General features: G+C 61.6%; 26 protein-coding genes and 1 pseudogene. 12 read left to right on the top strand and 15 right to left on the bottom strand.

Annotated elements, in window-relative coordinates:
- The first annotated feature begins 27 nt into the window (after window positions 1-27).
- The gene (locus ASD03_RS01005) at window positions 28-477 is read left to right on the top strand and encodes a DNA polymerase III subunit chi (RefSeq protein WP_025426465.1); all 450 of its coding nucleotides are present in this window, start codon (window positions 28-30) and stop codon (window positions 475-477) included.
- 76 nt (window positions 478-553) lie between these two features.
- Here ASD03_RS01005 and ASD03_RS01000 read toward each other — a convergent pair whose 3' ends face one another.
- A complete protein-coding gene (locus ASD03_RS01000; protein WP_025426466.1) occupies window positions 554-1,480 on the bottom strand; it encodes a Gfo/Idh/MocA family oxidoreductase in 927 nt (308 codons plus the stop codon).
- Window positions 1,481-1,809: 329 nt separating this feature from the next.
- Between ASD03_RS01000 and ASD03_RS00995 the strand changes: the two genes are divergently transcribed.
- On the top strand, window positions 1,810-2,652 hold the full coding sequence (locus ASD03_RS00995; RefSeq protein WP_025426467.1) for a GNAT family N-acetyltransferase: 843 nt from the start codon (window positions 1,810-1,812) through the stop codon (window positions 2,650-2,652).
- Between the two features lie 39 nt (window positions 2,653-2,691).
- Here the strand turns inward: ASD03_RS00995 and ASD03_RS00990 are convergent, their stop codons facing one another.
- Window positions 2,692-4,581 carry an ABC-F family ATP-binding cassette domain-containing protein gene (locus ASD03_RS00990; protein ID WP_025426468.1) on the bottom strand — a complete coding sequence of 630 codons (1,890 nt, stop codon included), beginning with the start codon at window positions 4,579-4,581 and terminating at the stop codon, window positions 2,692-2,694.
- A 324-nt stretch (window positions 4,582-4,905) separates the two neighbouring features.
- On the opposite strand from ASD03_RS00990, the gene ASD03_RS00985 reads away from it, so the two are divergent.
- The 3 genes from ASD03_RS00985 to ASD03_RS00975 all read left to right on the top strand — a co-directional run bounded on the left by ASD03_RS00985 (window position 4,906) and on the right by ASD03_RS00975 (window position 6,100).
- Window positions 4,906-5,193: a hypothetical protein gene (locus ASD03_RS00985; protein ID WP_025426469.1), complete on the top strand. Its 288-nt coding sequence runs from the start codon at window positions 4,906-4,908 to the stop codon at window positions 5,191-5,193.
- A 69-nt stretch (window positions 5,194-5,262) separates the two neighbouring features.
- The gene (locus ASD03_RS00980; protein WP_025426470.1) at window positions 5,263-5,541 is read left to right on the top strand and encodes a hypothetical protein; all 279 of its coding nucleotides are present in this window, start codon (window positions 5,263-5,265) and stop codon (window positions 5,539-5,541) included.
- Between the two features lie 88 nt (window positions 5,542-5,629).
- Window positions 5,630-6,100, top strand: coding sequence for a MarR family transcriptional regulator (locus tag ASD03_RS00975; RefSeq protein WP_025426471.1), 471 nt, complete (start codon window positions 5,630-5,632; stop codon window positions 6,098-6,100).
- A gap of 22 nt (window positions 6,101-6,122) precedes the next feature.
- Here ASD03_RS00975 and ASD03_RS00970 read toward each other — a convergent pair whose 3' ends face one another.
- Window positions 6,123-7,208 carry a GGDEF domain-containing protein gene (locus ASD03_RS00970; RefSeq protein ID WP_025426472.1) on the bottom strand — a complete coding sequence of 362 codons (1,086 nt, stop codon included), beginning with the start codon at window positions 7,206-7,208 and terminating at the stop codon, window positions 6,123-6,125.
- A 248-nt stretch (window positions 7,209-7,456) separates the two neighbouring features.
- Between ASD03_RS00970 and ASD03_RS00965 the strand changes: the two genes are divergently transcribed.
- Window positions 7,457-10,123, top strand: a complete 2,667-nt coding sequence (locus ASD03_RS00965; protein ID WP_025426473.1) for an AMP-binding protein — start codon at window positions 7,457-7,459, stop codon at window positions 10,121-10,123.
- On the opposite strand, the gene ASD03_RS00960 is transcribed toward ASD03_RS00965, so the two are convergent.
- Window positions 10,064-10,576: a DinB family protein gene (locus ASD03_RS00960; protein WP_025426474.1), complete on the bottom strand. Its 513-nt coding sequence runs from the start codon at window positions 10,574-10,576 to the stop codon at window positions 10,064-10,066. The genes ASD03_RS00965 and ASD03_RS00960 overlap by 60 nt on opposite strands.
- 141 nt (window positions 10,577-10,717) lie before the next feature.
- On the opposite strand from ASD03_RS00960, the gene ASD03_RS00955 reads away from it, so the two are divergent.
- Window positions 10,718-11,407, top strand: a complete 690-nt coding sequence (locus ASD03_RS00955; RefSeq protein ID WP_025426475.1) for a glutathione S-transferase family protein — start codon at window positions 10,718-10,720, stop codon at window positions 11,405-11,407.
- Between the two features lie 103 nt (window positions 11,408-11,510).
- Entirely contained in the window at window positions 11,511-11,933 is a 423-nt protein-coding gene (ndk, locus tag ASD03_RS00950) for a nucleoside-diphosphate kinase (RefSeq protein ID WP_025426476.1), read from the top strand.
- A gap of 75 nt (window positions 11,934-12,008) precedes the next feature.
- Here the strand turns inward: ndk and ASD03_RS00945 are convergent, their stop codons facing one another.
- Both ASD03_RS00945 and ASD03_RS00940 read right to left on the bottom strand, forming a co-directional pair.
- Window positions 12,009-12,488 carry a hypothetical protein gene (locus ASD03_RS00945; protein ID WP_225906181.1) on the bottom strand — a complete coding sequence of 160 codons (480 nt, stop codon included), beginning with the start codon at window positions 12,486-12,488 and terminating at the stop codon, window positions 12,009-12,011.
- Window positions 12,489-12,517: 29 nt separating this feature from the next.
- On the bottom strand, window positions 12,518-13,075 hold the full coding sequence (locus tag ASD03_RS00940; RefSeq protein WP_025426478.1) for a CGNR zinc finger domain-containing protein: 558 nt from the start codon (window positions 13,073-13,075) through the stop codon (window positions 12,518-12,520).
- Between the two features lie 68 nt (window positions 13,076-13,143).
- Here ASD03_RS00940 and ASD03_RS00935 point away from each other — a divergent pair, with 68 nt between their 5' ends.
- Window positions 13,144-14,040 (top strand): branched-chain amino acid ABC transporter permease, encoded by an 897-nt coding sequence (locus ASD03_RS00935; RefSeq protein ID WP_025426479.1) that lies wholly within the window; start codon window positions 13,144-13,146, stop codon window positions 14,038-14,040.
- A gap of 2 nt (window positions 14,041-14,042) precedes the next feature.
- Here ASD03_RS00935 and ASD03_RS00930 read toward each other — a convergent pair whose 3' ends face one another.
- The 5 genes from ASD03_RS00930 to ASD03_RS00910 form a co-directional block, all read right to left on the bottom strand.
- Window positions 14,043-14,507: a molybdenum cofactor biosynthesis protein MoaE gene (locus ASD03_RS00930; protein ID WP_025426480.1), complete on the bottom strand. Its 465-nt coding sequence runs from the start codon at window positions 14,505-14,507 to the stop codon at window positions 14,043-14,045.
- Between the two features lie 4 nt (window positions 14,508-14,511).
- On the bottom strand, window positions 14,512-14,772 hold the full coding sequence (gene moaD / locus ASD03_RS00925) for a molybdopterin converting factor subunit 1 (protein WP_025426481.1): 261 nt from the start codon (window positions 14,770-14,772) through the stop codon (window positions 14,512-14,514).
- A complete protein-coding gene (gene pgsA / locus ASD03_RS00920) occupies window positions 14,769-15,356 on the bottom strand; it encodes a CDP-diacylglycerol--glycerol-3-phosphate 3-phosphatidyltransferase (protein WP_025426482.1) in 588 nt (195 codons plus the stop codon). The genes moaD and pgsA overlap by 4 nt, the downstream gene beginning before the upstream one ends.
- Before the next feature lie 230 nt (window positions 15,357-15,586).
- Window positions 15,587-17,611 carry an excinuclease ABC subunit UvrC gene (gene uvrC / locus ASD03_RS00915; RefSeq protein WP_025426483.1) on the bottom strand — a complete coding sequence of 675 codons (2,025 nt, stop codon included), beginning with the start codon at window positions 17,609-17,611 and terminating at the stop codon, window positions 15,587-15,589.
- Entirely contained in the window at window positions 17,608-18,372 is a 765-nt protein-coding gene (locus ASD03_RS00910) for an SDR family oxidoreductase (RefSeq protein WP_025426484.1), read from the bottom strand. Before ASD03_RS00910 ends, uvrC begins: the two co-directional genes overlap by 4 nt.
- Before the next feature lie 364 nt (window positions 18,373-18,736).
- On the opposite strand from ASD03_RS00910, the gene ASD03_RS00905 reads away from it, so the two are divergent.
- Window positions 18,737-19,375: an outer membrane protein gene (locus tag ASD03_RS00905; protein ID WP_025426485.1), complete on the top strand. Its 639-nt coding sequence runs from the start codon at window positions 18,737-18,739 to the stop codon at window positions 19,373-19,375.
- Window positions 19,376-19,425: 50 nt separating this feature from the next.
- On the opposite strand, the gene ASD03_RS00900 is transcribed toward ASD03_RS00905, so the two are convergent.
- The 4 genes from ASD03_RS00900 to ASD03_RS00885 form a co-directional block, all read right to left on the bottom strand.
- Window positions 19,426-20,016: a glutathione S-transferase gene (locus tag ASD03_RS00900; protein ID WP_025426486.1), complete on the bottom strand. Its 591-nt coding sequence runs from the start codon at window positions 20,014-20,016 to the stop codon at window positions 19,426-19,428.
- A gap of 106 nt (window positions 20,017-20,122) precedes the next feature.
- On the bottom strand, window positions 20,123-20,839 hold the full coding sequence (locus ASD03_RS00895) for a ribonuclease T(2) (protein ID WP_057211525.1): 717 nt from the start codon (window positions 20,837-20,839) through the stop codon (window positions 20,123-20,125).
- Between the two features lie 2 nt (window positions 20,840-20,841).
- Window positions 20,842-21,288 carry a hypothetical protein gene (locus tag ASD03_RS00890; protein WP_025426488.1) on the bottom strand — a complete coding sequence of 149 codons (447 nt, stop codon included), beginning with the start codon at window positions 21,286-21,288 and terminating at the stop codon, window positions 20,842-20,844.
- A gap of 47 nt (window positions 21,289-21,335) precedes the next feature.
- Window positions 21,336-22,208 carry a 23S rRNA (adenine(2030)-N(6))-methyltransferase RlmJ gene (locus ASD03_RS00885; protein ID WP_025426489.1) on the bottom strand — a complete coding sequence of 291 codons (873 nt, stop codon included), beginning with the start codon at window positions 22,206-22,208 and terminating at the stop codon, window positions 21,336-21,338.
- A gap of 69 nt (window positions 22,209-22,277) precedes the next feature.
- Here ASD03_RS00885 and ASD03_RS00880 point away from each other — a divergent pair, with 69 nt between their 5' ends.
- Window positions 22,278-24,413, top strand: coding sequence for a molybdopterin oxidoreductase family protein (locus tag ASD03_RS00880; protein WP_057212401.1), 2,136 nt, complete (start codon window positions 22,278-22,280; stop codon window positions 24,411-24,413).
- Window positions 24,414-24,434: 21 nt separating this feature from the next.
- Window positions 24,435-25,325, top strand: a pseudogene (locus tag ASD03_RS00875) (cation diffusion facilitator family transporter); the annotation flags it as partial.
- Window positions 25,326-25,373: the final 48 nt, after the last annotated feature.

The following is a 25,373-nucleotide window of genomic DNA, read 5'->3' as shown; positions in this document are numbered from 1 at the left end:
CGCGGTGAAGGTCGTGGAGAGATCGGTGTGATCGAGGTCCTTTTCTATCACCTGACGGAATCGAAGCTCGAGGACGCACTTCCACCGCTGCTCGATAAAAGCGTCGAGCGCGGCTGGAGGGTGGTGGTGCAGACGGTCGATGCCGAGAGGCGCGATGCGCTCGATACGCATCTCTGGGTTTACAGGGACGAAAGTTTCCTGCCGCACGGGACAGATGCCGGGGAACTCGCTGCCGAGCAGCCGGTTCTCCTGGTGGCGGACGATGGCAATCACAATGCCGCAACCGTTCGCTTCGTCGTCGACGGTGCCAACCCGCCACCGGTCGATACTTACGAGCGGATCGTCTTCATGTTCGACGGCTACGACCAGGAACAGCTCGAAGCCGCTCGCGGTCACTGGAAGCGGCTGAAGGGTGAGGGCCACAACCTCACCTATTGGCAACAGAACCGTGACGGACGCTGGGAAAAGAAGGCCTGAGCGACGCAAGAACGGCTTCAAGAAGACAAAGCCCGCGGCAAACCGCGGGTTTTGTTTTTCGATCCTGTCCGGACGCCTAGTCGTGGAAGGCTTCGACGAATTTGCGTCGGCCGAGCATGAAGGCATCGGCGACATGGCGCAGCGGCGCCAGATCGACGTCCGACGTCTTGGCCCTGATGATTTCGGCGAAGCGCTTGTAGAGCATCGGATATTCCTGCTCCGGCTCCTCATGCACAATCTTGCCGTCGACCGAGAGCTTTGCGCCACCTTCCGAAAGCACCATTTCGCCTGATGCGGTCTGCGCGACGATGTCCCAACTCTGTTTACCGGTCTGGCGCCAGTCGAACTCTGCCGAAACCGCCAGCTTGTTCGCGTCGGTGAAGGCGATCGTGGCGGCGATCGGGGCGTCGCGGTTCTCCGGGAATTCCAGCGTGGCTGCGGTTATGAACAGCGGCCGTGGCAGGATATGCGTTACGATCGACAGCGCATTGATACCCGGATCGAAGATACCGAGGCCACCGGCCGCCCAGATCCATTCCTGATTCGGATGCCAGTGCCGCACGTCCTCCTTCCAGATGATCTTCACATCGTGGATTGCGGTCGCGGTGAGAAACGACTTCGCTGCCTCTACTGCCGGTGCATAGCGCGAATGCCAGCTTGCAAACAGTGACAGCCCCTTAGATGCAGCCAGAGCCTCCAGATCCGCGACTTCGCTCAATGTGGCGCCTGGCGGTTTTTCGAGGAAGACATGTTTGCCGGCCTCAAGGGCCGTGCGCGCGGCCTCATACCGGTATTGCGGTGGCATGCAGAGCGATACCGCGTCGATTGCGGGAACGGCCTCCAGCATCGCTTCGATCGACTTGAAATTATCGATGCCATCGACGGTGCCGTGGCGGCTCGCCGCAGCAATCAGGTGGTAGTCGTCGTTCTTGGCAATGGCCGGCAGGTGCTGGTCACGAACGATCTTGCCGACGCCGACAAGCGCGATTTGAATTGGAGGCATGGTGTTTCGCTCATATTAGTATGATTTATTGTCGGTTCTTGTAGCAGATTGCGCGGCGCGGGCAAGCACTGCCGAAGAGACGCGAGCCCGGTTTGCTGAACGCCAAACAAACGGCAACGGACCCATTCTTTCTGGCCTCCTGTGCCCTACAGCGCCGCGCGTCTTATCAGACGCGCAAAGGTCGCTGTAGCACTTTGAATTGCTGCATGTTTTTATCCTTAAATCGAATAGGATTTAAGGAGCATGCAGTAGCTTCTACAATCCATGATGCCAATCCACATGTGCAGCAAACGCGACACGCGCGGTGACCGGCAGAACGAGGAGAGATTATGCACCACGAAATCCGCCATGCCAGCCGCCACGAACTCGATGCCATCATCGATTGGGCGGCCCGCGAAGGCTGGAACCCGGGGCTCGACGATGCGGCGGCATTCTGGGCGGCGGATCCGGAAGGATACTGGGTGACGGAGCGCGAGGACAAGCTCGCAGCCGCCATATCGCTGGTGCGCTACGACGAGAACTATGCCTTCCTTGGCTTCTACATAACGGCACCGGATTTCCGCCGGCAGGGTATCGGCGGCCAGATGTGGCAGCACGCCTTGGCGGCGGCGGGACAACGCATTGTCGGTCTCGACGGTGTCGTTGCCGAGCAGGAGAACTACCGGCGGTCTGGCTTCGTTCTCGCCCACGCCAATATCCGCTATGGCGGCATCGTCGACGCGGTCGAGCCTCCGGGTACGGACCTGGTGGAGGTTGCGCCGATCCACATGCCGATGCTGATCGACTACGACCGTCGCTTCATGCCAGCCCGGCGCGACACTTTTCTCACCGAATGGCTGAGACCGGGCCGTACGCGACGAAGCGTCGTGCTGCTCCGGGACGGTGCGATTGCCGGCTACGGCACCTTGCGCGCCTGCCGGCAGGGCTACAGGATCGGTCCGCTCTTTTCCGAAAGCGAGACGGCAGCCGACCTGGTGTTTCGAAAGCTGGCTGCGACGGTGAAGGGCGAGGAGATCCACCTGGACATTCCCGAGCCGAATGCCTCGGCGCGTGCGCTCTGCGAGCGCTACAACATGAAACCGGTTTTCGAAACGGCGCGGATGTATCGAGGCGTCGTGCCCGATCTGCCGCTCGCCCGCATCTACGGCATCACCACCTTCGAACTCGGCTGACCGGCGACGTGCCGGGACAGCCATTTCGAAAGTGTCGGATCAGATGGCCATCGCCTCTTCGTACTCGGACGAGAGCTCGAGCCATTGTTCCTCGGCATGCGCAAGTTTGTCGACTGCGTCGGAGCGTTCCTTGGCCTTCTGCGCGGCCTTCGCCGGCGACTTTTCGTAAAGCGTTGGGTCGGCGAGTTCAGCGTCGAGCGCTTGAATCACTTTCTCCAGCTTTCCCGTCAGCGATTCGATTTCGTTGATCTTTTTTCTGAGAGGTGCCAGCGATGCGCGCTTGTCCGCGTTGGCCTTGCGCTGGTCCGCCTTTGACAGGGAATCGTCCGCTCCGGCTGCCTTGGGTTTGTCCTCCTTGGCCTTAGGGCCGCCGACGATCAGGCTCCGATAGTCTTCCAGGTCGCCGTCGTAGCTCGTCACCGTTCCGTCCCGCACGAGCCACAGCCGGTCGGCGGTCGCCTCGATCAGGTGGCGGTCGTGCGAGATCAGGATCACGGCGCCGGAATAGTCGTTGAGCGCGGTGATCAACGCATTGCGGCTGTCGATATCCAGATGGTTGGTCGGCTCGTCGAGGATCAGCAGGTTGGGCGCGTCGAAGGCAGCCAGCCCCATCAGCAGGCGTGCTTTCTCGCCGCCCGAGAGGTCCTTGGCAGGCGTTTCCATCTTCTCGGTCGCCAGGCCCATCTGCGCCACGCGGGCGCGCACCTTGGCTTCCGGTGTTTCCGGCATGCGACGACGCACATGTTCGACGGCGCTTTGGGTCGGGATCAGATCATCCAGCTGGTGCTGCGCGAAGAAGCCGACCTTGAGGTTCGGCGCGATCTTCAACTCGCCGAATTCTGGCGCCAGCCGCCCGGAGATGAACTTGGCGAAGGTCGACTTGCCGTTGCCGTTCGAGCCGAGCAGCGCGATGCGATCATCGGTGTCAATCCGCAGGTTGAGGCGCTTGAGGATCGGGTTGCCGGGCTCGTATCCGACGGTTCCGCCGGTGACGGCGATAATCGGCGATGCGGCCTCTTTCTCCGGCTCTGGGAAGGAGAAGCCCTGAACGTGATCCTCGATCACGGCCGCAATCGTACCCATGCGCTCCAGTGCCTTGACGCGGCTCTGCGCCTGGCGGGCCTTGGTGGCCTTGGCCTTGAAGCGGTCGATGAAGCTCTGGAGGTGCTTTCGCGCCGCGTCGTTCTTGGCCTTCGCCTTCATCTGCAACTCGTCGGCTTCCGCCTTCTGTCGCTCGAACTGGTCGTAAGGCCCGCGATAGTAGGCGAGCTTCTTCTGGTCGAGATGCACGATGGCGTTGACCGCCGTGTTCAACAGATCGCGGTCGTGGCTGATGATGATGACGGTGTGCGGATAGCGGCGAATGTAATCTTCGAGCCAGAGCGTACCTTCGAGGTCGAGATAGTTGGTCGGCTCGTCGAGCAGCAGCAGGTCCGGCTCGGAGAAGAGAACGCCTGCGAGCGCCACGCGCATCCGCCAACCGCCGGAGAAGGAGGAGGCAGGGCGCAGCTGCGCTTCGTGATCGAAGCCGAGGCCGGCGAGAATGCTCGCCGCACGCGCCTCCGCCGAGTGGGCGCCGATATCGGCGAGCCGGGTCTGGATTTCTGCAATACGGTGCGGGTCGGTCGCGGTCTCCGCCTCGGCGACCAGCGCCGTGCGTTCCTTGTCCGCCTTGAGCACGATCTCGATCAGCGGTTCCTCGGTGCCGGGCGCTTCCTGTGCGACCTGGCCGATCCGCGCATTCTTGGGCAGCGAAATTGTGCCGGCTTCCGAAGCGAACTCACCGGTAATGATACGGAACAGCGTCGACTTGCCGGCACCGTTTCGTCCGACTAGCCCGGCCTTCGTGCCCGCCGGAAGCGTCACGGATGCGTTTTCGATGAGGAGACGGCCCGCGATGCGGGCGGAAAGGCCGGAAATCTGGATCATTGCGGCCTTTTGCCCGGACTTGAGCCGGAAGGCAAGAGGTGCGTCGCGACTGCAGTTTCGGCCCGGCGCGTGGATGTCTGGTTCGCGGATTTCAAGGGGCCATTGTTATCAATTCATGAACAACGCGTTCCGACAATCGATACTACACATCCTCATCGTGAGGGACCATCTGTTTAAGCGAAGGGCAGCGAAAGCTCTTCCGACCGCCTCGATCGACTGAACGCCATCGGCAAGGCCACCGCGTTCCAGGAAAGACCGATCCGGCCAAACGTAGTTTTGATGAAACCCTCGTTCAAGCGAACGAGCCTCCCAGGAGCAAAGACGATGAAAACCACGATCCACACCGCACTCGCCGCAGCTCTCGTTGCAACAGCCGTTCTCGGCGGCGCCTCCGCCGCCTTTGCCGGCGGCAGCTATTACGAAGGCATCAGCCCGACCCCGCTGTTTACCGAACGCGCTCCCAAGGCCGCCGGTAGCTCCGCCTTGAACATCCGCGGTTCGGAAGCCGGATATGTCGACCGTACGTCCACCGGCTCGGTCCACAATTACGATGCCAGGCCGCAGGTTGTTCAGGGCGGCGAAGGCGAATACTACCAGGGCATCTCCCGCTAAGGCGCATTCCGTCTCCGGTCATGGGGCTTCCAGCCCCATGACGCTCCATCCCCATCAAGGAAAACTCCCATGAAAAAGTCCATCGCAACGCTTCTCGTTGCAGCGGCAACGTTGGCCGGCGCATCCACCGCCTTTGCCGGCGGCAGCTACTATGAAGGCGTCAGCCCGAAGCCGCTCTTTACCGGTCGTGCAGACGCTTCGGCAGGTGCCGGCGTGTCCGCAAACACCGTCGACGGTGGTGATTACTATGCCGGTATCGAGAACAAGGCGGTTGACGCCGCGGCGACAGGCGCGATTGCCAACGGCAATGCGAAGGCCTTCGGCAAGACCGGTCAGGACAGTCAATAACCCACGCCAAACGGACGACCAGATAACCCGGTCCCGCCAAGCGGGGCCGGGTTATCTCGTTTTGGCGTTGCCAATGAGGTGATTTGCCATGACAGAAAAAATTCACGTCGCTGAGCGGCTCTTCGAACTCTACCACTGCGTCCACCGCCTGGTGAACGCGTCCATGAGTGAAGAAGGCGTCTCGCTCGCGCGCAGCAAGTTCCTGTTCTATCTCAGCGAACTCGGTCCATGTCGCTGCGCCGACATCGCTTCGGCACTCAGCTTTGCCCCGCGAACCGTCACTGAGGCGATCGACGGACTTGAGCGCGACGGGATGGTCGTCCGCGAGCCGGATCCCGAGGACCGGCGAGCAAAGATCATCTCGATTACCGACCTCGGCCGGGCCGGCCTCGAAGCGGCGCTCCGGCCACGTCGTCAGATGATCGAAGAGCTTTTCTCGGCGCTCGATGACAATGAGCGCACGGATCTTCATCGCCTGCTCGGTCGGCTGGGTGACAAGGCTTGCGAAATCGGCACGAGCCGGATGGCCGTGCATGAGCGGCAGTCAGAAGCGGCATGAACCCTGGAGATCGCGACGCGCTTTAGGCAGCGTGCGGCGAATAGATCTTCGCCCGTTTGCCGCCAAGCTCCGGCGTATAGGCAAGAATTCCCGAGCGCGATCCCGTTCGGGCGGCCGCAAGCGCCAGTTCGGCCTGCTGCATGACGTCGGCTGGCGTCGCCATCGGCTGGGCCGTCGCGATGCCGGCCGAGAGCGAAAGGGTTTCGGTCGTGAAAGCACGGCCGGGCAGGGCGACGCGCAGCGCCTCCACCGATTGCTGGATGCGCTGCGCAATTGCTTCGGCGTTCTCCTCTGTGACGTCGCTGCAGAGGAACGCAAATTCCTGGCCGCCGACGCGTGCGACGAAGTCACTCTTCTTGATCGACTTGCGAAACAGCGTCGAAAGTTTGCCGAGCGCCTTTTCTGCCGCGCTGCCGCCGTGCTGCTCGGCGATACCGCGCAACCCCTCGACTGACACGACAAGCAGGGCAACCGGCTCGGTTATGCCTTCGGCTTCCAGCATTGTTCTCAAACGCGCCGCCAGGGCCAGGCGATTGGGCAGGCCGGTGGCGGGGTCGCGGGTCAACGGTTTGCGGCTTTCGGCGAACTCGCCTTCCAGCGCTGCAAAGCGCTCGGCGCTTACCTGCAAGGCTGTTTGAAAAGCCTGTTCTTCATTCATCAGCAGGCCGGCCGCATCCCGCAACCTCGCTGCGTCGTCGGCAAACTCCGACAGGCCGGCAACCGGGTCGGCGACCAGGCGGTCTTTGAAGCGGTCGAGCTGGCTTCTGAAGGCGTGTTTCTGCGCCAGGCTGTGCCTCAGCTGCAGAGCAAGTTCGCTCAGGGCCTCCTGTGCTGCTGCCCTTGCCCTGTCGGCGGCAAGTGCCCCGTGAGCCACCAGATGATGCTTGAGGCCGAGTTCGTCGAGGGCGTCCTGCTGCGGCGTGGCGCCGAGCGCCGCCAGATCGCGCGAAAGCTGCGGTAGCCGGCCGGACAAGGCTTCATAGACAAGTTCATAGTTGCGTGGCAGTGCCGCGATGCCAAGCTGAGACATGGATTGCGCCACCTTCAAAATGATGGTGGTGCTTTTCGTCTGCGATCGGCCGGTGTTCGCGGCAACTTGCCTGGTCATTCCGTGGTCGTCCTCGATGCCTGTATGGGATCCGAAAACACTATGGCGGCGCTGCGTTTAAGGGAGTCTGAAGATACCAGGCGCGATACCAGATCTGCCCGGTATGGTTGTCGAAATCCCACCGCAGGAGGGACTGGCGCAACCGATTGGAGCGGAAAGTCGAAAGTTGCTGTTTTAGTTCATGTTTATAGTTGACGGAGCTTGTCAACAATTATATCCCGCCTTGCTAAATCGGGCGGGAGGCTCGAATGCAGAGTGATGGTTTGACAATGCCCCCTTCATTCATCGCGGATCTTGCGGCGTGGGGCGAGCGTCCCGCTCTGGTTCTTCCCGGTCGGCGTTTCGTCAGCTACCGCGACCTGCACGAAAGGGTCGACCGTCAGGTCGCACTTTTTCCGCGCACCCGCGCGCTGATAAAGCTTGAGCCCGAACTCTCCGAACATGCCATCATTGCCTATCTCGCAGCGCTTAAGGCCGGACATGTGGTTGCCATGCAGGCGCCGCGCGCCGCCGGCACTGCGGCCTGGACGGACATGTTCGAACCGGACTGTGCCTATTGCCGGATCGACGGCCGTTGGCGAACCGAACATCTGGGGGGCAGTGACAAGCCGTTGCATCCGGACCTCGGCCTCCTGCTGTCGACCTCTGGCAGTACCGGGTGCGGCAAGGCGGTGCGGCTTTCGGCTGGCAATGTTTCGGTCAATGCCCGCTCGATTGCCGAATATCTGGAGCTTGGCGCCGACGATCGCAGCTGCTTGATCCTGCCGCTGCATTACTCCTATGGCCTTTCGGTGCTGAACGCCCATCTGACTGTCGGCGCCAGCCTTTACGTTCCCAGCGGCTCGATCCTTGATCCAGGATTCCTTGACGGTCTTGCGGCCAGCGGCTGCACCAATCTTTCCGGCGTGCCCTATTCCTATGAACTCCTGGAAAAGGTCGGCTTTCGCGACCGTGCGTTCCCGCAACTGCGTTTCATGACGGTTGCCGGCGGACGTATGGCGCCGGAGCGCGTTCGTGCCTATGACGAGCATCTTCGCGCCCAAGGCGCCGCTTTATTCGTCATGTACGGTCAGACCGAAGCGACGGCCCGCATCGCCTATGTTCCCCCCGCGCGGCTCAAGGGCAATGAAGACCGGATCGGCGTCGCCATTCCCGGTGGCATGCTATCGATCGCGGATGATGAGGGGCGAGCGATTGCCGGTGCCGGTGTCGCCGGCGAACTTGTCTATCGCGGCCCCAATGTGATGATGGGCTACGCCTCGTCGCGGCAGGACCTGGCCCGCGGCGCAGACCTTGACGAACTGCATACGGGCGACCTGGCGGTCCGCGAAACCGATGGCCTTTTCCGCATCGTTGGACGCATGAAACGCATGTCCAAGATCGCTGGCCTGCGCATCGGCCACGATACCCTCGAGCACGCGCTCGAGCGGCGCGGTGTTGTGGCGGCAATCGTCGGCGATGACGAAGGGCTGCATGCCTTCTTTCAGGGCGAAGGCCGACTCGAGGACGTGCGCCGCCTGCTCGTTGCCGCGAGCGGCCTGACACTTGCCCACATCATGGCCACGCACGTGCCGGAAATCCCGAGGTTGCCATCGGGCAAAGTCGACTATGGTGCCCTGAGCCTTGCAGCAAAGCAGGCGATCGCCGCCGGCCACGGCGATCGCGAAGGTATCGAAAGCCTCTTCCAGCAAGTGTTCTATCCTGCACGGGTGAAGCCGGAGGATAGCTTCCTCTCGCTCGGCGGAGATTCGCTGCGTTTCGTGCAGCTCTCGATTGGTCTCGAAAAGGCGCTTGGACAGGCTCCGGAGATGTGGGAGGCCATGCCGATCGCAACACTTGCGGCGCTGGAAAAGCGAGAAACGGCGACGGCAAGGATCGGAATGGATCTGATCATCCGTGCCTTGGCTATATTGCTCGTCGTTCTTCACCACGAAACCCTGTGGCCGCTGCCGGGCGGATCGGCTGCCATGGTTATCCTTGCCGGTTTCAGCCTCGCCCGATTCCAGATGGGGCCGCTTCTGGCCGGTGGTGGCTTGGCTATTCTGCGACCACTCACGCAGATCCTCGTGCCCTATTATCTCATTGTCGGCGCCTATGCCGCCGTTTGGGGCGAAGTCCCCTGGGCATCGATCTTCCTTGTCGGCAATTTCGGTTTCGCCGATCCGGAGACCCGTGGCATGGTGCCCTACCTCTATTGGTTCATCGAAGCCTATTGCCAGATGATGCTGGTCTTCGTGGCGCTGTTCGCGATCCAGCGCTTCCGGCGGCTTGCTGCTCGGCAGCCCTTTGCGATGGGCATGCTGTTGCTCGGCGTGGCGCTGATCGCCAGGCTGGCCTTGCCGATACTCTGGCCGATCGGCAACCGGCAGATCTTCACCTTGCCATGGATCTTCTATCTCGCTGTGATCGGCTGGTGCGCCGCGATCGCCGAAACGCATCTGCAGCGACTGCTTCTGGTGGTCGCGGGAGCTGGCGCCTTCCTGTTTTTCGGCCTTTACGAGGGCGTCTGGATCGGCACGAAGATCAAGTATCTGCTGTTGATCGCCGTGCTCGTTGCTCTGGTCTATGCGCCGCGCGTCAGCGTTCCGCGCTGGGCAGCGCAGCTGGTGCTGCCGCTATCGGCTGCCGGCTTCCATATCTACATCCTGCACCGTTTCGTGCCGGAGCTGTTGATGACGCCGCTGCAGCCGCATCTCCCAACGGTGCTCTTTTCCACAGTCTCGATCGCAGGCGGCATCGCGCTTGGCCTCGCCGCCTGGCTCTTGCAACGCCAATTGCTCAAGGCGGCTGTGAACGGAAGGCCCAAGCCCGGACTGTCGCTTAATCATCTGCGGCCGAGTGCCAGATGGGCTGTTTTAGTTCGCCCACTTTTCGCCTTCGGTCCACAAAAAGAACGCGAGATCCAGCACAATTGATGGACGCCCAAGCGCTGTCAGCGTCGCGTGCACCTGGCCGCGGTGATGGGTCTGGTGATTGAAGACGTGGGCGAGCGTTGGCCCGAGCTTCTGCGTGACGATCACTGGTGAGCTCAGCGTCGTGTAATTGAAGGTGGCGGCAAACCGCGCCTCATCGAGCCCGTAGATCCAGGCAATCATTCGCGCATCTTCCCGTTCGCGTGCGCTGGTAAGGCTGGCGAGATCTTCATGGAGCATCGTATCCAGCGCTGTCGGCGCGTCGCCTTCGCCGGTGAAACGTTTCATCCAGATCCGATCCGCGGCAAGGATATGATTGAGCGTCGCAAGCGCTGACCCGAAGAATGCACCCTTGCTCTGCCTCAGTTCGCTGTCCGGAAGTTCTGCGGCCGCTGCGTAGAGCCGGCGGTTGGCCCAGATGTTGTAGTCGGCGAACATGCGAAAATGATCGAGCATCTGTTTCTCCTTCGTGGTCGCGAAGTTAGCGCAGATCCGCATTCCTGTGGCGAATGCCACCCATGAAATTTAATCATTTGATCGTTCGATCCGTCTGGCGTCGAATGAGGTGAGACGATCCAATTTTCGCCGGGAGATCACGTGAGCAGGAAACTCTATTCGCTTTGCGGTGCCGACAGGGCCCGACCTTTTTCACCGCATGTCTGGAAGACCAAGCTGTCGCTTGCGCATAAGGGGCTCGACTTCGACGTCGTTCCGATCGGCTTTACCGAGATCCCCAAGGTAGAGGAAGGCGCCACCAAGCTCGTGCCGCTTCTGCGCGACGGCGACCGGCTGGTACAGGACAGTTTTGAGATTGCCGTCTATCTCGACGAGAACTACCCGGATCGGCCGTCGCTGTTTGGCGGACCGGGCGGCATGGCCATGGCCCGCTTCATCGAGGGCTGGTCGCAGACGACGCTGCATCCGGCAATCGCTCGCATCATCATCAAGGATATTCACGACAGGCTCGATCCGGTCGATCGGGTCTATTTCCGCGAAAGTCGCGAGGCGCGCTTCGGCACTTCGCTCGAAGCGGTGGCTGAAACCGGAGGCGCGGCCCTTGCGACCTTCTCCGACAAGCTTGAGCCGCTGCGCCATATGCTGAAGTTTCAGCCCTATCTCGGCGGCGAGCGGCCACTCTTTGCCGACTACATCGTCTTCGGTGCGCTGCAATGGGCGCGTATCGTTTCGCCGCAACGCCTGCTTTCCCAAGGCGATCCGGTCACAGACTGGTTCGAGCGTTGCCTCGACCTGCACGATGGCATCGGCCGCTCTGTGACAGCGGCGTGAAACCCGCAAGGCTCGCGGCGAATCGTGAGTGAACCCCCTTGTTTTGCGCGGAATTGGCGGCTAATGAACCGCCACTTCTCAAGAAAACAAGGGAATTGAGCCAATGGCGATTGAACGTACCTTTTCGATGATCAAGCCGGACGCAACGAAGCGTAACCTGACCGGCGCCATCACCAAGATGCTCGAAGACGCCGGCCTGCGCGTCGTTGCTTCCAAGCGCGTCTGGATGAGCCGCCGCGAAGCTGAAGGCTTCTACGCCGTTCACAAGGAACGTCCGTTCTTCGGCGAACTCGTCGAGTCCATGTCTTCGGGCCCGACCATCGTTCAGGTTCTCGAAGGCGAAAACGCCATCGCCAAGAACCGCGAAATCATGGGCGCCACCAACCCGGCAAACGCTGATGAAGGCACGATCCGCAAGGTTCACGCCCTTTCGATCGGCGAAAACTCGGTTCACGGTTCGGACGCTCCGGCAACGGCTGCTGAAGAAATCGCATACTGGTTCTCCGGCACCGAAATCGTCGGCTGAATTCAATATCTGCATTTCCGGCCATAACGGCTTGAAATCACTCGATTGAACCGGAGCGGAAACGCTCCGGTTTTTTCATATCGGGCACTTTGCCGTTTCAAAATGCTCCGGCGCCTTGCCGTCCCGGAAGACCGCCGGATTCTTGTCGTATGCCGGACCCTCGACCAGTGGCTTCGCCGGCAAGATATCTTGGTCGACATCGGAGGTGACGGTGGTCTCCAGTTTCTGCAGCGTTTCGCCCGCAGGTCCTTTCACCTCGATCGTCACCGCATAGGGCCTTTCCTTTTTCACACAAGTCAGATCGGGACTTTCCAGCACCACTCTGTCGAGCTTTGGAAAGAGCTTGCGCGTCACCTTGAGCGACTCGCCGCCCACCGGGTTCTCGAATGTCGCGATGACAATGCTACCCTCGGGCACGGGCTCCGTCTTCTGGAGCGTGATCGTGTAGACGGCATAGGCGAGGCGGTAGTTGAAGATGAACATCTTGCCAGTCAGCTTTAGCGGATCGGGGCCGGTCTCCCGTTGGCAGCCGGCGATCAGCATCACCGTCATCATGGCCGCAAGCGTTGCAATCGTCCGTATTATCATTGTGCCTCCTCCTTGCTGCGGCGATAGTGACGCTTGGCCTTGCTGCGGTTGCCGCAGACGGCCATGTCGCACCAGGTCCGGCTGCGGTTGCGGCTCCTGTCCAGAAATAGCCAGCCGCAATTGGGGCAGATCTTCAGCCGATCGGGTTCGGGATTGGCGACGAGGCTGAGTGCGGAATGGGCCGTAGCGGTGTCGAGCGCGACTGCGTCTCCACCGTTGCCGGCACCACGCAACACCGCGGCGATCGCCTCGAGCAGGTCGGCCATCAAGTCTACCCGCTGCTCGGCCTCCGCCTGCGCCCGAAAATGCCGATCCGTTGCCTCGCGCAACGTCAAGAGCCTGGTGCGGTTCGGCTCGGCAACGGGCAACAGCGTGCCAAAGCGTTGGCTCTCGGCGCAGAACCGGTTGGCGGCTCCGGCGAAGCCGTCGAGCGCCGGGACGTCGGCAAAGCGATCGATCCGCCTCGCGGGATCAAAGCGCAGGATGACGGAGTTGGCGACATCCAGCGCCAGCGCGCCGCCGGCAAATCGGTGTGCGGTCCAGGTGAAGGTCATGAACAAATCCTAACTGGTAAATGTGATTTTACCAGTTATATTGATGTTGTCACGCTCCCGGATGCGCCATGCTCTATTTCCTGCAGCAGATCGCCAATGCCGTCCCTATCGCCGCGCTCTATGCTGCGCTGGCATTCGGCTATGCCATCGCCTTTGCCGTGACCCGCCGGGCCGATCTCACCTACGGTGCTCTCTTTGCCTTCGCCGGCCAGATGTTCGTGCTGTTTGCCAATTTCGGCTGGAACCAACTGTGGCTGGTGCTGCCGGTAGCGCTCGGCCTCGGCGCCGCAGCGGGCCTCACACTCGGCGTCGGGGCAGGGCTTGTCGCCGGGCGCTATGTGATGCGCCCGCTTGCATTCTCGTCGGCCAACACTGTCGTCGTCGCGTCGCTTGGCTGTCTTCTGGTGCTGATGGAGACCGCGCGGCTGGCGTCGGAAACGAAGAGCCTGTGGCTGCCACCGTTTCTGAACGGCAACATCGTCTTCTGGTCCGATGCCAAGTTCCCGGTGACGCTGACGGTGATCCAGTTGCTCAACACGCTGTTGATGGTGGCGCTGGTCGCGAGCGGTCACTGGTTTCTGGCGCATAGTCGCGCCGGGCGGTCGTGGCGAGCGGTGTCAGAGGATCGTGGCGCTGCTGCCCTGTGCGGCATCGATGCGGCGCGTGTCTATATCGCCGCCTATGGCGCCGCGTCGCTGATCGCCGCCTGCTGTGGCATCCTGGCCGCGTCCTACTATGGCAACATGGATTTCGGCACCGGGCTAACCTTCGGGGTCAAGGTGCTGTTCATCGCGGCGATCGGCGGCCAGACCTCGCCGCTTTGTGCCGCGCTCGGTGCAGCAGCGATCGGCCTGCTCGAAACGCTCTGGGGCGCGTATGGCCCGATCCTCTGGCGGGATTTCGCGATCTTCGGCTTCCTCGTCATCGTGCTCGCGGTGACGCGGCAGGAGAAAATCATCCCCTGATGTCAGCGTTTCCAGCGATCACGCGCCGTGTCGTCGGCATCCTTGGCGCTGACCCAACCGCCGGCCGTTCCGTCGCTCGAGTGCTCCTTCTTCCAGAAGGGAGCGGAGGTCTTGAGGAAATCCATGATGAAGTTGGCGCCATCGAAAGCCGCCTGCCGGTGCGGCGAGGCGGTGATCACCAGCACGATGTTTTCGCCGGGATTGATCTTGCCGTAGCGATGGATCGCCGTTGCCGCTTGCAGCCCGAAGCGTTCGACCGCCAGCCTGCAGATGCGTTCGATTTCGGCTTCGGCCATTCCAGGATAATGCTCTAACTCGAGAGCGGTCAGCGTGCCCGCTTCGTCGCGGCAGAGGCCCGAAAACGTCACAACCGCCCCGATGTCAGGGCGGCCGGAAGAGAGCTTGGAAACCTCGGCCGAAAGATCGAAGTCCTCGCGCTGCACGCGCACGGTGACGGCCGCGCCCATGGCGTCAGCCACCGGTCATCGGCGGGAAGAGAGCGATCTCGCGCGCGCCGGCGATCGGTTCGCCATGCTCGACATGCTCCTGGTTGATCGCTGCGCGGATGACGTTCTGGTGCTCGAGCGCCGTCTCGTATTCTTCCCCAAGGGTTTTCAGATGCGCAAGCAAATCGGCAATGGTGACGACGTCGGCCGGGACTTCCAGCGTTTCCTCACCCTTGCCAATGCGTTCGCGCACCCAAGAGAAGTAGATGAGATTGACGGTGCTCATTCGTTGACCACATGTTTCAGGCCGGCGCGGAAATAGTCGTAACCGCTGTAGAGCGTGATCGCCGCGGCAATCCACAGCAGAACGATACCGGCCTCGGTCGTATAGGGCAGGATCTTGTCGCCAGCGGGGCCGGCCAGCAGGAAGACGATCGCCACCATCTGGATCGTCGTCTTCCACTTGGCGATGCGGGTAACCGGGACGCTGACCTTCAGCGCTGCCAGATACTCGCGCAGACCCGAAACGAGGATCTCGCGGCACAGAATGATGATGGCGGCCCAGATCGACCAGCCGGCAATCGTGCCGTCGGCGGCAACGAGCAGCAGGATCGAGGCGACCAGCAGCTTGTCGGCGATCGGATCGAGCATCTTGCCGATGTTCGAGGTCTGCTTCCAGATGCGGGCGAGATAACCGTCGAAGAAGTCGGTGATCGAGGCGATGGCAAAGAGAGTGACCGCCGTCCAGCGCGCAAAATCCGAACTGTGCAGCCGGCCTTCGACGAAGAAGCAGAGCACGATCAGCGGCACGATCAGGATTCGGAAATAGGTGAGCAGGTTGGGGATGCTGTAGGCGACGGGCGTGGGCATGGATTCGGGTTCTCTGTCTTCCTCGGAGGTACAGAATGACTTTGCGACCCTCAGGTCAACAAATCATTGTGCGAAGGTTGTCATAATTGGCGCATCTCACCTGAACGCCCGGTGAATTGCCACTGCATAATTCCTTAAATCGGTATCGATCGGGGGGCGAAACGATGCGGCAAGGTTGAACCATTACAGCGTCTTCCGCGTGTCCTCTTCGACATGCTGCGCTGCAACGGTCATTTTGCCGCGTCCTCATGGAAATGCTCGTAGACCAGCCGGGCGACCGCTTCGGAAATGCCGTTGACCGCCATCAGGTCGTTCATGCCGGCGCGGGAAACGGCCTTGGCGGTACCGAAATGGGTGAGCAATGCTCGCTTGCGCGTCGGCCCGATACCGGCAATCTCGTCGAGCGGGTTCTTGACCATCTCCTTCTTGCGCCGCGCGCGGTGGGAGCCGATGGCAAAACGGTGCGCCTCGTCCCGTAGGCGCTGGATGAAATAGAGCACCGGATCTCGCGGCGGCAGGGTGAAGCTGTCGCGCCCGAGCGCGAAGAAACGCTCGCGCCCGGCGTCGCGGTCGACACCCTTGGCGACGCCGATCGCCGTCACGCAGTCTTCGACATCCAATTCCCTCAGGATCGTGCGGACAGCCGTCATCTGTCCCTGGCCGCCGTCGATCAGGATGACGTCCGGCCAGGCCGGGAAGGCTGCATCTTCGGCGACCTCGGCAGTCCGGTCCGGTTTGCCTTCTTCCTTGAGCAGGCGCGAGAAGCGGCGGGTCATCACCTCGCGCATCATGCCGAAGTCGTCGCCGGGCGTGATGTCGGTCGATTTGATGTTGAACTTGCGATACTGGCCTTTGACGAAACCTTCAGGGCCGGCGACCACCATGCCGCCGACGGCATTGGTGCCCATGATGTGGGAGTTGTCGTAGATCTCGATCCGCCGTGGGGCGCGTTCGAGCTTGAACGTTTCGGCAAAACCTTCGAGCAGTCGCGACTGCGACGCGGTTTCAGCCAACTTGCGGCCATGCGCCTCGCGGGCGTTGGCAAGCGCGTGATCAACAAGATCCTTCTTTTCGCCGCGTTGAGGCACCTGGATCGACACCTTGTAGCCCGACTTTTCGCTGAGCGCCTGGCCGAGCAGTTCCTGCTCCTCGACTGCCTCGCACAGCAGGATCTGCCGCGGACAGGGCTTGTCGTCGTAGAACTGCGCGAGGAAGGCCGAAAGCACCTCTGCCGTCGGCAGCGATGGGTCCGCCTTCGGGAAATAGGCGCGGTTGCCCCAGTTCTGCCCGGTGCGGAAGAAGAACACCTGGATGCAGGAGGTTCCGCCCTCGTGGTGGATCGCAAAGACGTCCGCCTCTTCGACGCCGGCCGGGTTGATGCCCTGGTGGCTTTGAACGTGGCTGAGTGCTGCGAGCCGGTCGCGATAAAGTGCGGCACGTTCGAAGTCGAGGTTTTCCGCAGCCTCGCCCATCGCCGCCGCAATCGTCGCTTTCACCGCCTGGCTCTTGCCGGAGAGGAAGTCCTTGGCCTCGCGCACAAGTTCGGCATAACCCTCATTGCTGATTTCGCCCGTGCAGGGCGCCGAACAGCGCTTGATCTGGTGCAGAAGACAAGGACGCGTGCGTGTCTCGAACACACTGTCGGTGCAAGTTCTCAACAGAAAGGCGCGCTGCAGCGAGTTGATCGTGCGTCCGACGGCGCCCGCCGATGCGAAGGGGCCGAAATAATCGCCCTTTCGGCTGCGTGCGCCGCGATGTTTGTAAAGGGCGGGCGCACGGCTGTCGCCGGTGACCAGAATATAGGGAAAGGACTTGTCGTCGCGCAGAAGCACGTTGAAACGCGGCCGGAGCCGCTTGATCAGGTTGGCTTCAAGCAGAAGCGCCTCGATCTCCGTGCGGGTGGTGACGAACTCCATGTTCGCCGTTTCGCGAATCATCCGCGAAATACGGTTGGAGTGGCCGCGCCCCTGGGCGTAGTTGCCGACGCGCTTCTTCAGGCTGCGTGCCTTGCCGACATAAAGGACGTCGCCGGCCTCATTGAACATGCGATAGACGCCAGGGCCGTTCGGCAGCCGCTTGACGAAGGCCTGGATCAGTTCGGCGCCCTTGAGGCCCACGACCTCGTTGCGATTCTCCGCCCACTCGATCGCCGGGCCTGCGGGCACGCCTTCAGGCGCCTCGATCAGGTCGTCGTCGTCTTCGATGTCATTGCCGTCATAAAGGATGCCGCCGTCAGTCGGCACGCGTCCGTTCATTCCACTATCTCCCTGATATCAGGCGTTTCCCAGGCGAGGTGCTGGCCGCCATCCAGCGCGATCATCTGTCCGGTAATCGACGGCGTGTCGAAAAGGAATCGGATCGTCCGCCCGAATTCGCCGAGCGCCGGACCGCGCTTGAGGATCACCGCATCGACCTGAGCCTGGAAATCGCGAGGATCCTGCCGCTCGTTCGGCAGTGTCGGCCCGGGGCCGATGCCGTTGACGCGAATATCCGGCGCAAGTGCCTGAGCCATCGTTTGTGTTGCCGTCCACAGTGCGGACTTGGACAACATATAGGAATAAAAACGCGGGTTTGGAGACCAGACGCGCTGGTCGATCACATTGACGACGAGGCCGGAGACGCCGCGTGGCAGCTGGCGGGCAAAATCGCGGGCGAGCAGGGAGGGTGCTTTTACATGCAGGGCGAAATGCCGGTCCCAGACGGCTTCGTCGAAAGCGTCGAGGCTATCCTTCTTGAACAGCGAGGCATTGTTGACGATCAGGTCGATCGGTCCGAGCGCTTCGTTGGCTTGCGCCATCAGCGCCAAGGTTTCCTGTGTGTCGGTAAGGTCCGCCTTCACGGCAACGGCTGCGACCCCGGTTTTGACAAGCGAAGCCGCAAGCGCCTCCGCCTCATCGAGCGAGCCATTGGCGTGGATTGCGACCGCGAAGCCGTGCGCCGCGAGGTCTTCAACTATAGCCTTGCCGATCCGTTTGGCGCCACCGGTTACGAGTGCCGCCTTCAGTGATTTCTTCACGTTTCATCCCGCTTTTCGAATCTTCGCGCCAGCGGACGAAGATATAGGCAAGAAACGCCGCCCTGAAACTCTCCCTGACGATTCATTTCGCAAAAATTAATGGAATTCGCGTAAATTGTATTATTTTGAAGCCATATAGTATATCTTTCGTTAATCTTGAAAGATGGTTAATAAAACTCCTGTGGCGTGAAAGCAACATCAAACTTTGGGCGTGATTGTGCCACCAAAATTTCACATTTTGGCTCTTGTGAATCCTCATTTGCTGGCCAATTTCAGCTCAACCGGGCGGGTTAATTGAAAGTTGTCCGATGTTTCATTGCGGGATCCCAACCCTCGAGGCATCGGTTCGTAAAGGAGAATATTTATGCGTACGTTCACCACCACCCTCATGGCTTCGGCCGTATCCCTCATCGCCTTCCAGGCCGCCCACGCTGCAGACGCGATCGACGAAGTTCCGGCGGCTCCGGCGGCTGAATACACCGAGCCGGCTGCGAAGAACTGGTCGGGCGCTTATGTCGGTGGTACCGTTGATTGGCGCCATGGCGAAGCCGACGCGACCGGCAACAACCCCGCGGTTGGATTTGGCGGCGGCCTCTATGGCGGCTACAACGTTCAGAGCGGCCAAATGGTTTACGGTGGTGAAGCCGATATCGGCTACGCCGGCAACGATTCTCATTCCAGCAACCGCAGCGTTACGCAAGGTGTGAACGGCTCGATCCGCGGCCGCGTCGGTGTCGATCTGAACCCGGTCCTGGTTTACGGCACGGCCGGTCTCGCCGTCGGTAACGCCAAAGTTAGAACTCAGGCTGGCGCCGACGACAAGACCATGGTCGGATGGACGGCTGGTGCTGGTGCCGAAACCTTCGTGACGGACAACATCACCGCCCGCGTTGAGTATCGCTACACGGACTACGGCTCGAAGGACTTCCATATGGGCGGTACGAGCGTCTCGACCGGTTACGATGAGCAGAGCGTTCGCGTCGGTATGGGTGTGAAGTTCTGATCGGCTTCTGCCGGATCAAAGAAAGAAGGCCGGGGTGACCCGGCCTTTTTTTATGCTTTGAATTTGGAATAATCCGGAAAGTGCTTTTCGAACTTCGCCGGCCAGTTCTTGAGCTTGGCGCGACCCCGCTGCCATTCGCCGCTGAAGCGCAGCTCAATGTAGCGCAGCAGTGCCGCGAGCGCGAAATGCCCCGCATGCAGCTTGGCTCCGGTCTTGGGTAGGTTTTCGTTCAGATGGTCGAGGCCGCGTTCGATCTTCGTCCATTGCATGTCGATCCAGGGCTGATGGACCTTTTCCGGCGGGTGGATGCGCTTCTCGTAGACGATCGCCAGCAGGCAGTCACAAATGCCGTCACACAGCGCCTCGAGGATTTCGATATCCAAGCGCTTGCCGGCATTCTTCGGGTAGAGCTTGCCTTTCGTTCCCCGGTCGATGAAGTGCATGATCGTGCGGCTGTCGTAGATAGACTTGCCATCGCCGGTAATCAGCGTCGGAATCTTGCCGAGCGGATTGCTGCCGATAAGCTCTGGCGAGTTGGCATTGGTATCGGTCAGCACGCTTTCAACCGCAAACCCGGCATAATGCGCGGCCATGCGGACCTTGTTGGAGTAGGGGGATGTGGGCGAGTAGAGTATTCTCATCGAGCATCTTTCACTTTCGCGCGCACCGCCCGAAATCGAGTACGGAAGGCCACACGCAGTTTCAAAACATAGGAGCGGCTCCCGCACCCATTGGCAAGGTATCGGCCTAGGATGCTGGAGGCAGTGTCACGGTGTCTCTTCGGCAGGCCTGGCGATCCACTTCGGGGCAGGGCCGGAAGCTCAGCGCCTTGTCGAAGCAGATCCTGATTTCCTCCAGCCGCTTGCCCTCGCAGGTAACAGCGACGGCGTTTGTCGTCATGCCCGGATTTCTGGCCACGAACGCGGCCTCGATGGCGCTGACGGACATCGAATTTTCGCGACGCGCAGCACCGAGTTCCGCCGGCAATGCAACGCGCTCGCGCGCTGCACGTGTCACGGCGAAATAGTCCTGCTGGCTGAGGCCCGAGCAGGTGCCATGTTTGCGCCATTGATGGCCGATCAGCCCCATCGAAGGAATGAGATCGAGATACTGGCGGCCGAGCGCTTCCGGCACACGATCGGATTGGCGCGTCGGGCAGAAATCGGGGTACCCTCGCTCATCCTGCGGCCACAGCCCATGTACGATCAGCCCGCGGTTGCTGCCGATCTTGCACTGTCCGATTTTGCCTGATGGGTCGTTGTCATCGCACCAAGTCGGCGACCAAGAGAGTGAGAGGACGTAGAAATCAAAGCCCTGGCCGACGGGGAGGGCGACATCCGTTTTTGTGTGGCCTGCAGTTTGCAATGGCGGCTTCTTCTCGGCGCTGTCTTCGCTGCAGCCGACAAGTGCCAACACAACGAAAAGCGCCGGCAGGAGCCGGCGCTGTCGGCAATACCTCGGCATGGTCAGCGAAGCGAAGCGCAATGTGCGCCGTAGACATACCAGGGATCGAGGCCGCCGACGCAGAACTCGATGCTCCGGCCGATGCCGGCAAAGCCCCAGTTGCGCTCGATGAGATAATAGAGCGGCCGCTGGTCGCCATCCGTCATGACGGCAGTCGCGCGGCAATACTCGCGCTCGACGCGGTGCGTGTAGTCGCGTAGTTCCAGCCGGTTCTGGCCCATGTTGCGGATCTCGGCGATCGAGAGATTGGCGTGCAGATAGTTCGCCGCCTTGTATTCGAACCGCGAGGTGATGAAGCCGAGAACCGAGGCGTCGCCACAGACGCCCGCGCTATAGGACGTCGGCTGGTCGCGGTAGGTCCCGAGATAGTCGGCCGCCGAAGCGGCGGGCGCTGTCGTGGCGGCGAAGGAAAGCGAGGCCAGAAGCGTTGCGGCGAGCTTGCGAGTCATGGGCGTCTCCCTGGATCGTCTCGCAAGATTGCGGCTTTAAGAGCCTTTCAGTCAAGGCCCCGAGTTGCTGCTTCTTCCCCACGCAGCCAGAAGCAGCGTGCCGAAGCGAAACGGTCTTGTCCGAGCCGGGTTTTCAAGAAGGGCAACAGCACGTCGAGTTCACTCTTGAGCGTGAAGGGTGGGTTGACGATGATCAGGCCCGAACCCGACAATCCCGTGGTGTCGCGGTCGCTGCGCACGGCAAGCTCGGCGCAGAGCATTTTCGGGATGTTGAGCGCCTTGAGTGCCTCATGGAAGGCCTTGATCGGCGCATTCTTCTTCAGGGGGTACCACAGGCAGAAGGTGCCGCCGGCAAAGCGTCGATAACCCCTGGCGAGGCCGTCGGCGAGCCGTTCGTATTCTCCCTCGATCTCGAAGGGCGGGTCGACCAGGATGAGGCCGCGCTTTTCCTTGGGCGGCAGGTGAGCGCCAAGCGCCAGCCAGCCGTCAAGCTCGGTGATCCGGCTCTGGAAGTCGCCGTCGAAGAGCCGGTGCAGCGTCTCGTAGTCATCAGGGTGCAATTCCATCGCCGACAGACGGTCCTGCGGGCGAAAAAGCATGCGAACCAGCTTCGGAGAGCCGGGATAACGCGTCAGCTCCGAACCGGTGTTGAGCTCGCGAACGGTCGCCAGATAGGGTTCGAGAATAGCTGCGACCGGCGCTGGCAGATCACCCTCGAGCAGCCGGCCGATGCCGTCGCGCCACTCGCCGGTCTTCTGCGCTTCTTCGCTCGACAGATCGTAGAGACCGATGCCGGCATGGGTGTCGAGAACCCGGAACGCCTTCTCCTTTTGCTGGAGATAGGTGACGAGCCGTGCCAGCACCGCATGCTTGAGAACATCGGCGAAATTGCCCGCGTGATAGATATGCCGATAGTTCATGAGGGCCGCCGATGGCTGTGATCAATTGTTTCGATGGATGCGCGTTTGGCTCTTTGAGCCCGATTGTCGATGCCATATAGAAAAGCCATGAACGTTGCGACCCCCATCAAAGCAGAAAAGTCGATCGGCCACTCCGTCTGTCCGCACGACTGTCCCTCGGCTTGCGCGCTGGAAGTGGACCTGACGGCCGAAGGCCGCATCGGCCGCGTGCGCGGTGCCGCCGCCAACACATACACCGCTGGCGTCATCTGCGCCAAGGTCGCGCGCTATTCCGAGCGCATCTATCATCCTGACCGGCTGATGGTGCCACAGCGGCGCGCCGGAGCGAAGGGCAGCGGCAACTGGCAGGAGATTTCCTGGGAGGCGGCACTCGACGAGATCGCCGACCAGTTCGTCAGGGCCGAGCAGAAGCATGGGGCCGAAGCCATCTGGCCCTATTTCTACGCCGGTACCATGGGGCAAGTGCAACGCGATTCCATCGACAGGTTGCGCCACGCCAAGCGCTATTCCGGCTTCTTCGGCTCGATCTGCACCAATATGGCCTGGACCGGTTTCTCGATGGCAACCGGCTCGCTGCGCGGCCCCGACCCGCGCGAGATGGCGAAGTCCGACTGCGTGGTGATCTGGGGGACAAACGCGGTCGCCACCCAGGTCAACGTCATGACCCACGCGGTGAAGGCCCGCAAGGATCGCGGCGCCAAGATCGTCGTCATCGACATCTACGACAATCCCACGGTCAAGCAGGCCGATATGGGCCTGGTGCTGAGACCGGGCACGGATGCGGCGCTCGCCTGCGCGGTGATGCATGTCGCCTTCCGCGACGGTTATGCCGACCGCGCCTACATGGCCGAATTCGCCGATGACCCGACCGGGCTCGAAACGCATCTGAAGTCGCGCAGCCCCGAATGGGCGTCGGCGATCACCGGTCTGTCCGTCCAGGAGGTCGAGGCGTTCGCGAAACTCGTCGGCACGACGCCGAAGAGCTTTTTCCGCCTCGGTTACGGCTTTACCCGCCAGCGCAACGGATCGGTGGCGATCCATGCAGCCGCCTCCGTTGCCACGGTTCTTGGATCGTGGAAGCACGAAGGCGGCGGGGCGTTTCATTCCAACAACGACATCTTCAAGCTCGACAAGCGTGAGCTTGTCGGCACCGCATTCCACGATCCTGATGTGCGCATGCTCGACCAGTCGCAGATCGGGCGGGTGCTGACCGGCGATGCCGAGGCGCTGCGCCATGGCGGCCCGGTGACGGCGATGTTGATCCAGAACACCAATCCGGTGAACGTCGCCCCGGAACAAAGGCTGGTGAAACGCGGGTTCCTGCGGGACGACCTGTTTGTCGCGGTGCACGAACAGTTCATGACCGACACGGCGCAGCTTGCGGATGTCGTGCTGCCGGCGACGATGTTCCTGGAACATGACGACCTTTATCGCGGCGGCGGCCATCAACACATCCTGATTGGGCCGAAGGTGGTGGAGCCGCCATCGACCGTGCGCACCAATCTCTTCGTCATTGAGGAACTGGCGAGGCGCCTCGGCGTCGCCGATCATGCCGGCTTTGGGTTGAGCGAGCGCCAGCATATCGACCGGCTGCTTGCCAACTACGGCATCGGCTATGACGAGATGAAGCGCGAGAAGTGGCTCGACTGTCAGCCGGCGTTCGAGGACGCGCATTATCTCAAGGGCTTCGGTCATCCCGACGGCAAATTCCGCTTCAAGGCGGACTGGACCGGCACGCCGGCGCCGAACCGTCCCCCGAAGTCGATGGGTCTGCAGGGGCCGCATGCGGCACTGCCTGAGTTCCCTGATCATGTCGACCTGATCGAGGTCACGGATGCGAAACACCCCTTCCGTCTCGCTACCTCGCCGGCGCGCTCTTTCCTCAATTCGACCTTCGCCGAGACCCCGTCGTCGATCCAGAAGGAAGTCCGCCCGATGGTAATGATGCATGCGGATGACGCCGCCTCACTTGGCGTCGGCGACGGTGATATCGTCAAGCTCGGCAACCAACGCGGCGAAGTGCGCCTGCATGTGGTGGTCGGCGGCGGCGCGCGGCGCGGCGTGGTGATCGCTGAAGGCCTGTGGCCGAACGGCGCCCATCTCGACGGGGAGGGCATCAATGTGCTTACTGGCGCCGATGCAGTTGCGCCCTATGGCGGCGCGGCTTTCCATGACAACAGGGTCTGGGTGAAACCGGCACCCTGACTCTAGCCACCGGATGCCTTCATGAGCGGCGACCATCAACATGCGGATGTCAGCAACACGCCAGTCTCGCGTCTCTGGGGTGCGCTCGGGCTGACGGGCGGCTTCATGCTGGCCGAGGTCGTCGGCGGCATTCTGACCGGCAGCCTGGCGCTGATCTCGGATGCGATGCATATGCTGACCGACGCGGCGGCATTGGCCATCGCGCTGGTCGCCATCCATGTCGGCCGCCGGCCGTCGGATCTGCTGCGCACCTACGGCTATGCCCGCTTCGAGATTCTCGCGGCGGCCTTCAACGCCCTGCTGCTGCTCGCCGTCGCCTTTTACATTCTCTACGAGGCCTGGCAGCGCCTGTCGCTGCCGCAGGAAATCCAGTCGGGCGGCATGCTGCTGATTGCCGTCATCGGTCTTGTCGTCAACCTGATCTCCATGCGGCTTCTGACCAGCCACAAGGACGAGAGCCTCAACGTCAAGGGCGCCTATCTCGAGGTCTGGTCGGACATGCTCGGGTCGCTGGCGGTGATAACAGGCGCGGCGATCATCTGGTTTACCGGCTGGCAATGGGTCGATTCGTTGCTCGCCGTTGGTATCGGCTTCATGGTTTTTCCGCGCACCTGGGTGCTGCTGAAGGACTGCGTCAACATTCTGCTGGAAGGCGTGCCGCCTGGCATGCGCCTGGCCGATATCCATGCGGCAATCACGACCGTGCCCGACGTTGCCTCGGTGCATGATCTGCATCTCTGGGCGATCACCCAGAGCCAGCCGTCGCTGACGGCGCATGTCGTTCTGGCGGAAGAGGCCGACGGCGAGACGGTGCGGCGTGCGATCGAACAACGGTTGCGCGACGAGTTCGACCTGCACCACACGACCTTGCAGATGGAACGCGAAAGCTGCGCCCCTTCGGAACACATTCACTGACGGTCGACTGCGACCACATCCTTTCCTCTCCCGACCAAGGACCCC

The organism is Ensifer sp. Root127, assembly GCF_001425225.1.
In the GTDB taxonomy this organism is placed as follows: Bacteria; Pseudomonadota; Alphaproteobacteria; order Rhizobiales; family Rhizobiaceae; genus Ensifer; species Ensifer canadensis.
The sequence above is the reverse complement of the archived record's forward strand: the minus strand, read 5'-3'. Positions and strand labels throughout refer to the sequence as shown.

Bases quoted from the DNA above. Each gene is read 5' to 3' on its own strand.
- ASD03_RS00930 (WP_025426480.1), bottom strand. From the start codon at position 14,507: ATGGGCGCGGCCGTCACCGTGCGCGTGCAGCGCGAGGACTTCGATCTT.
- ASD03_RS00935 (WP_025426479.1), top strand. From the start codon at position 13,144: ATGCTCTATTTCCTGCAGCAGATCGCCAATGCCGTCCCTATCGCCGCG.
- ASD03_RS00960 (WP_025426474.1), bottom strand. From the start codon at position 10,576: ATGCTCGATCATTTTCGCATGTTCGCCGACTACAACATCTGGGCCAAC.
- uvrC (WP_025426483.1), bottom strand. From the start codon at position 17,611: ATGAACGGACGCGTGCCGACTGACGGCGGCATCCTTTATGACGGCAAT.
- ASD03_RS00975 (WP_025426471.1), top strand. From the start codon at position 5,630: ATGACAGAAAAAATTCACGTCGCTGAGCGGCTCTTCGAACTCTACCAC.
- ASD03_RS01000 (WP_025426466.1), bottom strand. From the start codon at position 1,480: ATGCCTCCAATTCAAATCGCGCTTGTCGGCGTCGGCAAGATCGTTCGT.
- ASD03_RS00985 (WP_025426469.1), top strand. From the start codon at position 4,906: ATGAAAACCACGATCCACACCGCACTCGCCGCAGCTCTCGTTGCAACA.
- ASD03_RS00905 (WP_025426485.1), top strand. From the start codon at position 18,737: ATGCGTACGTTCACCACCACCCTCATGGCTTCGGCCGTATCCCTCATC.
- ASD03_RS00995 (WP_025426467.1), top strand. From the start codon at position 1,810: ATGCACCACGAAATCCGCCATGCCAGCCGCCACGAACTCGATGCCATC.
- ASD03_RS00895 (WP_057211525.1), bottom strand. From the start codon at position 20,839: ATGCCGAGGTATTGCCGACAGCGCCGGCTCCTGCCGGCGCTTTTCGTT.
- moaD (WP_025426481.1), bottom strand. From the start codon at position 14,772: ATGAGCACCGTCAATCTCATCTACTTCTCTTGGGTGCGCGAACGCATT.
- ASD03_RS00965 (WP_025426473.1), top strand. From the start codon at position 7,457: ATGCAGAGTGATGGTTTGACAATGCCCCCTTCATTCATCGCGGATCTT.
- ASD03_RS00940 (WP_025426478.1), bottom strand. From the start codon at position 13,075: ATGACCTTCACCTGGACCGCACACCGATTTGCCGGCGGCGCGCTGGCG.
- ASD03_RS00900 (WP_025426486.1), bottom strand. From the start codon at position 20,016: ATGAGAATACTCTACTCGCCCACATCCCCCTACTCCAACAAGGTCCGC.
- ASD03_RS00885 (WP_025426489.1), bottom strand. From the start codon at position 22,208: ATGAACTATCGGCATATCTATCACGCGGGCAATTTCGCCGATGTTCTC.
- ASD03_RS00970 (WP_025426472.1), bottom strand. From the start codon at position 7,208: ATGACCAGGCAAGTTGCCGCGAACACCGGCCGATCGCAGACGAAAAGC.
- ndk (WP_025426476.1), top strand. From the start codon at position 11,511: ATGGCGATTGAACGTACCTTTTCGATGATCAAGCCGGACGCAACGAAG.
- ASD03_RS00980 (WP_025426470.1), top strand. From the start codon at position 5,263: ATGAAAAAGTCCATCGCAACGCTTCTCGTTGCAGCGGCAACGTTGGCC.
- pgsA (WP_025426482.1), bottom strand. From the start codon at position 15,356: ATGCCCACGCCCGTCGCCTACAGCATCCCCAACCTGCTCACCTATTTC.
- ASD03_RS00990 (WP_025426468.1), bottom strand. From the start codon at position 4,581: ATGATCCAGATTTCCGGCCTTTCCGCCCGCATCGCGGGCCGTCTCCTC.
- ASD03_RS00890 (WP_025426488.1), bottom strand. From the start codon at position 21,288: ATGACTCGCAAGCTCGCCGCAACGCTTCTGGCCTCGCTTTCCTTCGCC.
- ASD03_RS00945 (WP_225906181.1), bottom strand. From the start codon at position 12,488: ATGATGACGGTGATGCTGATCGCCGGCTGCCAACGGGAGACCGGCCCC.
- ASD03_RS00880 (WP_057212401.1), top strand. From the start codon at position 22,278: ATGCCATATAGAAAAGCCATGAACGTTGCGACCCCCATCAAAGCAGAA.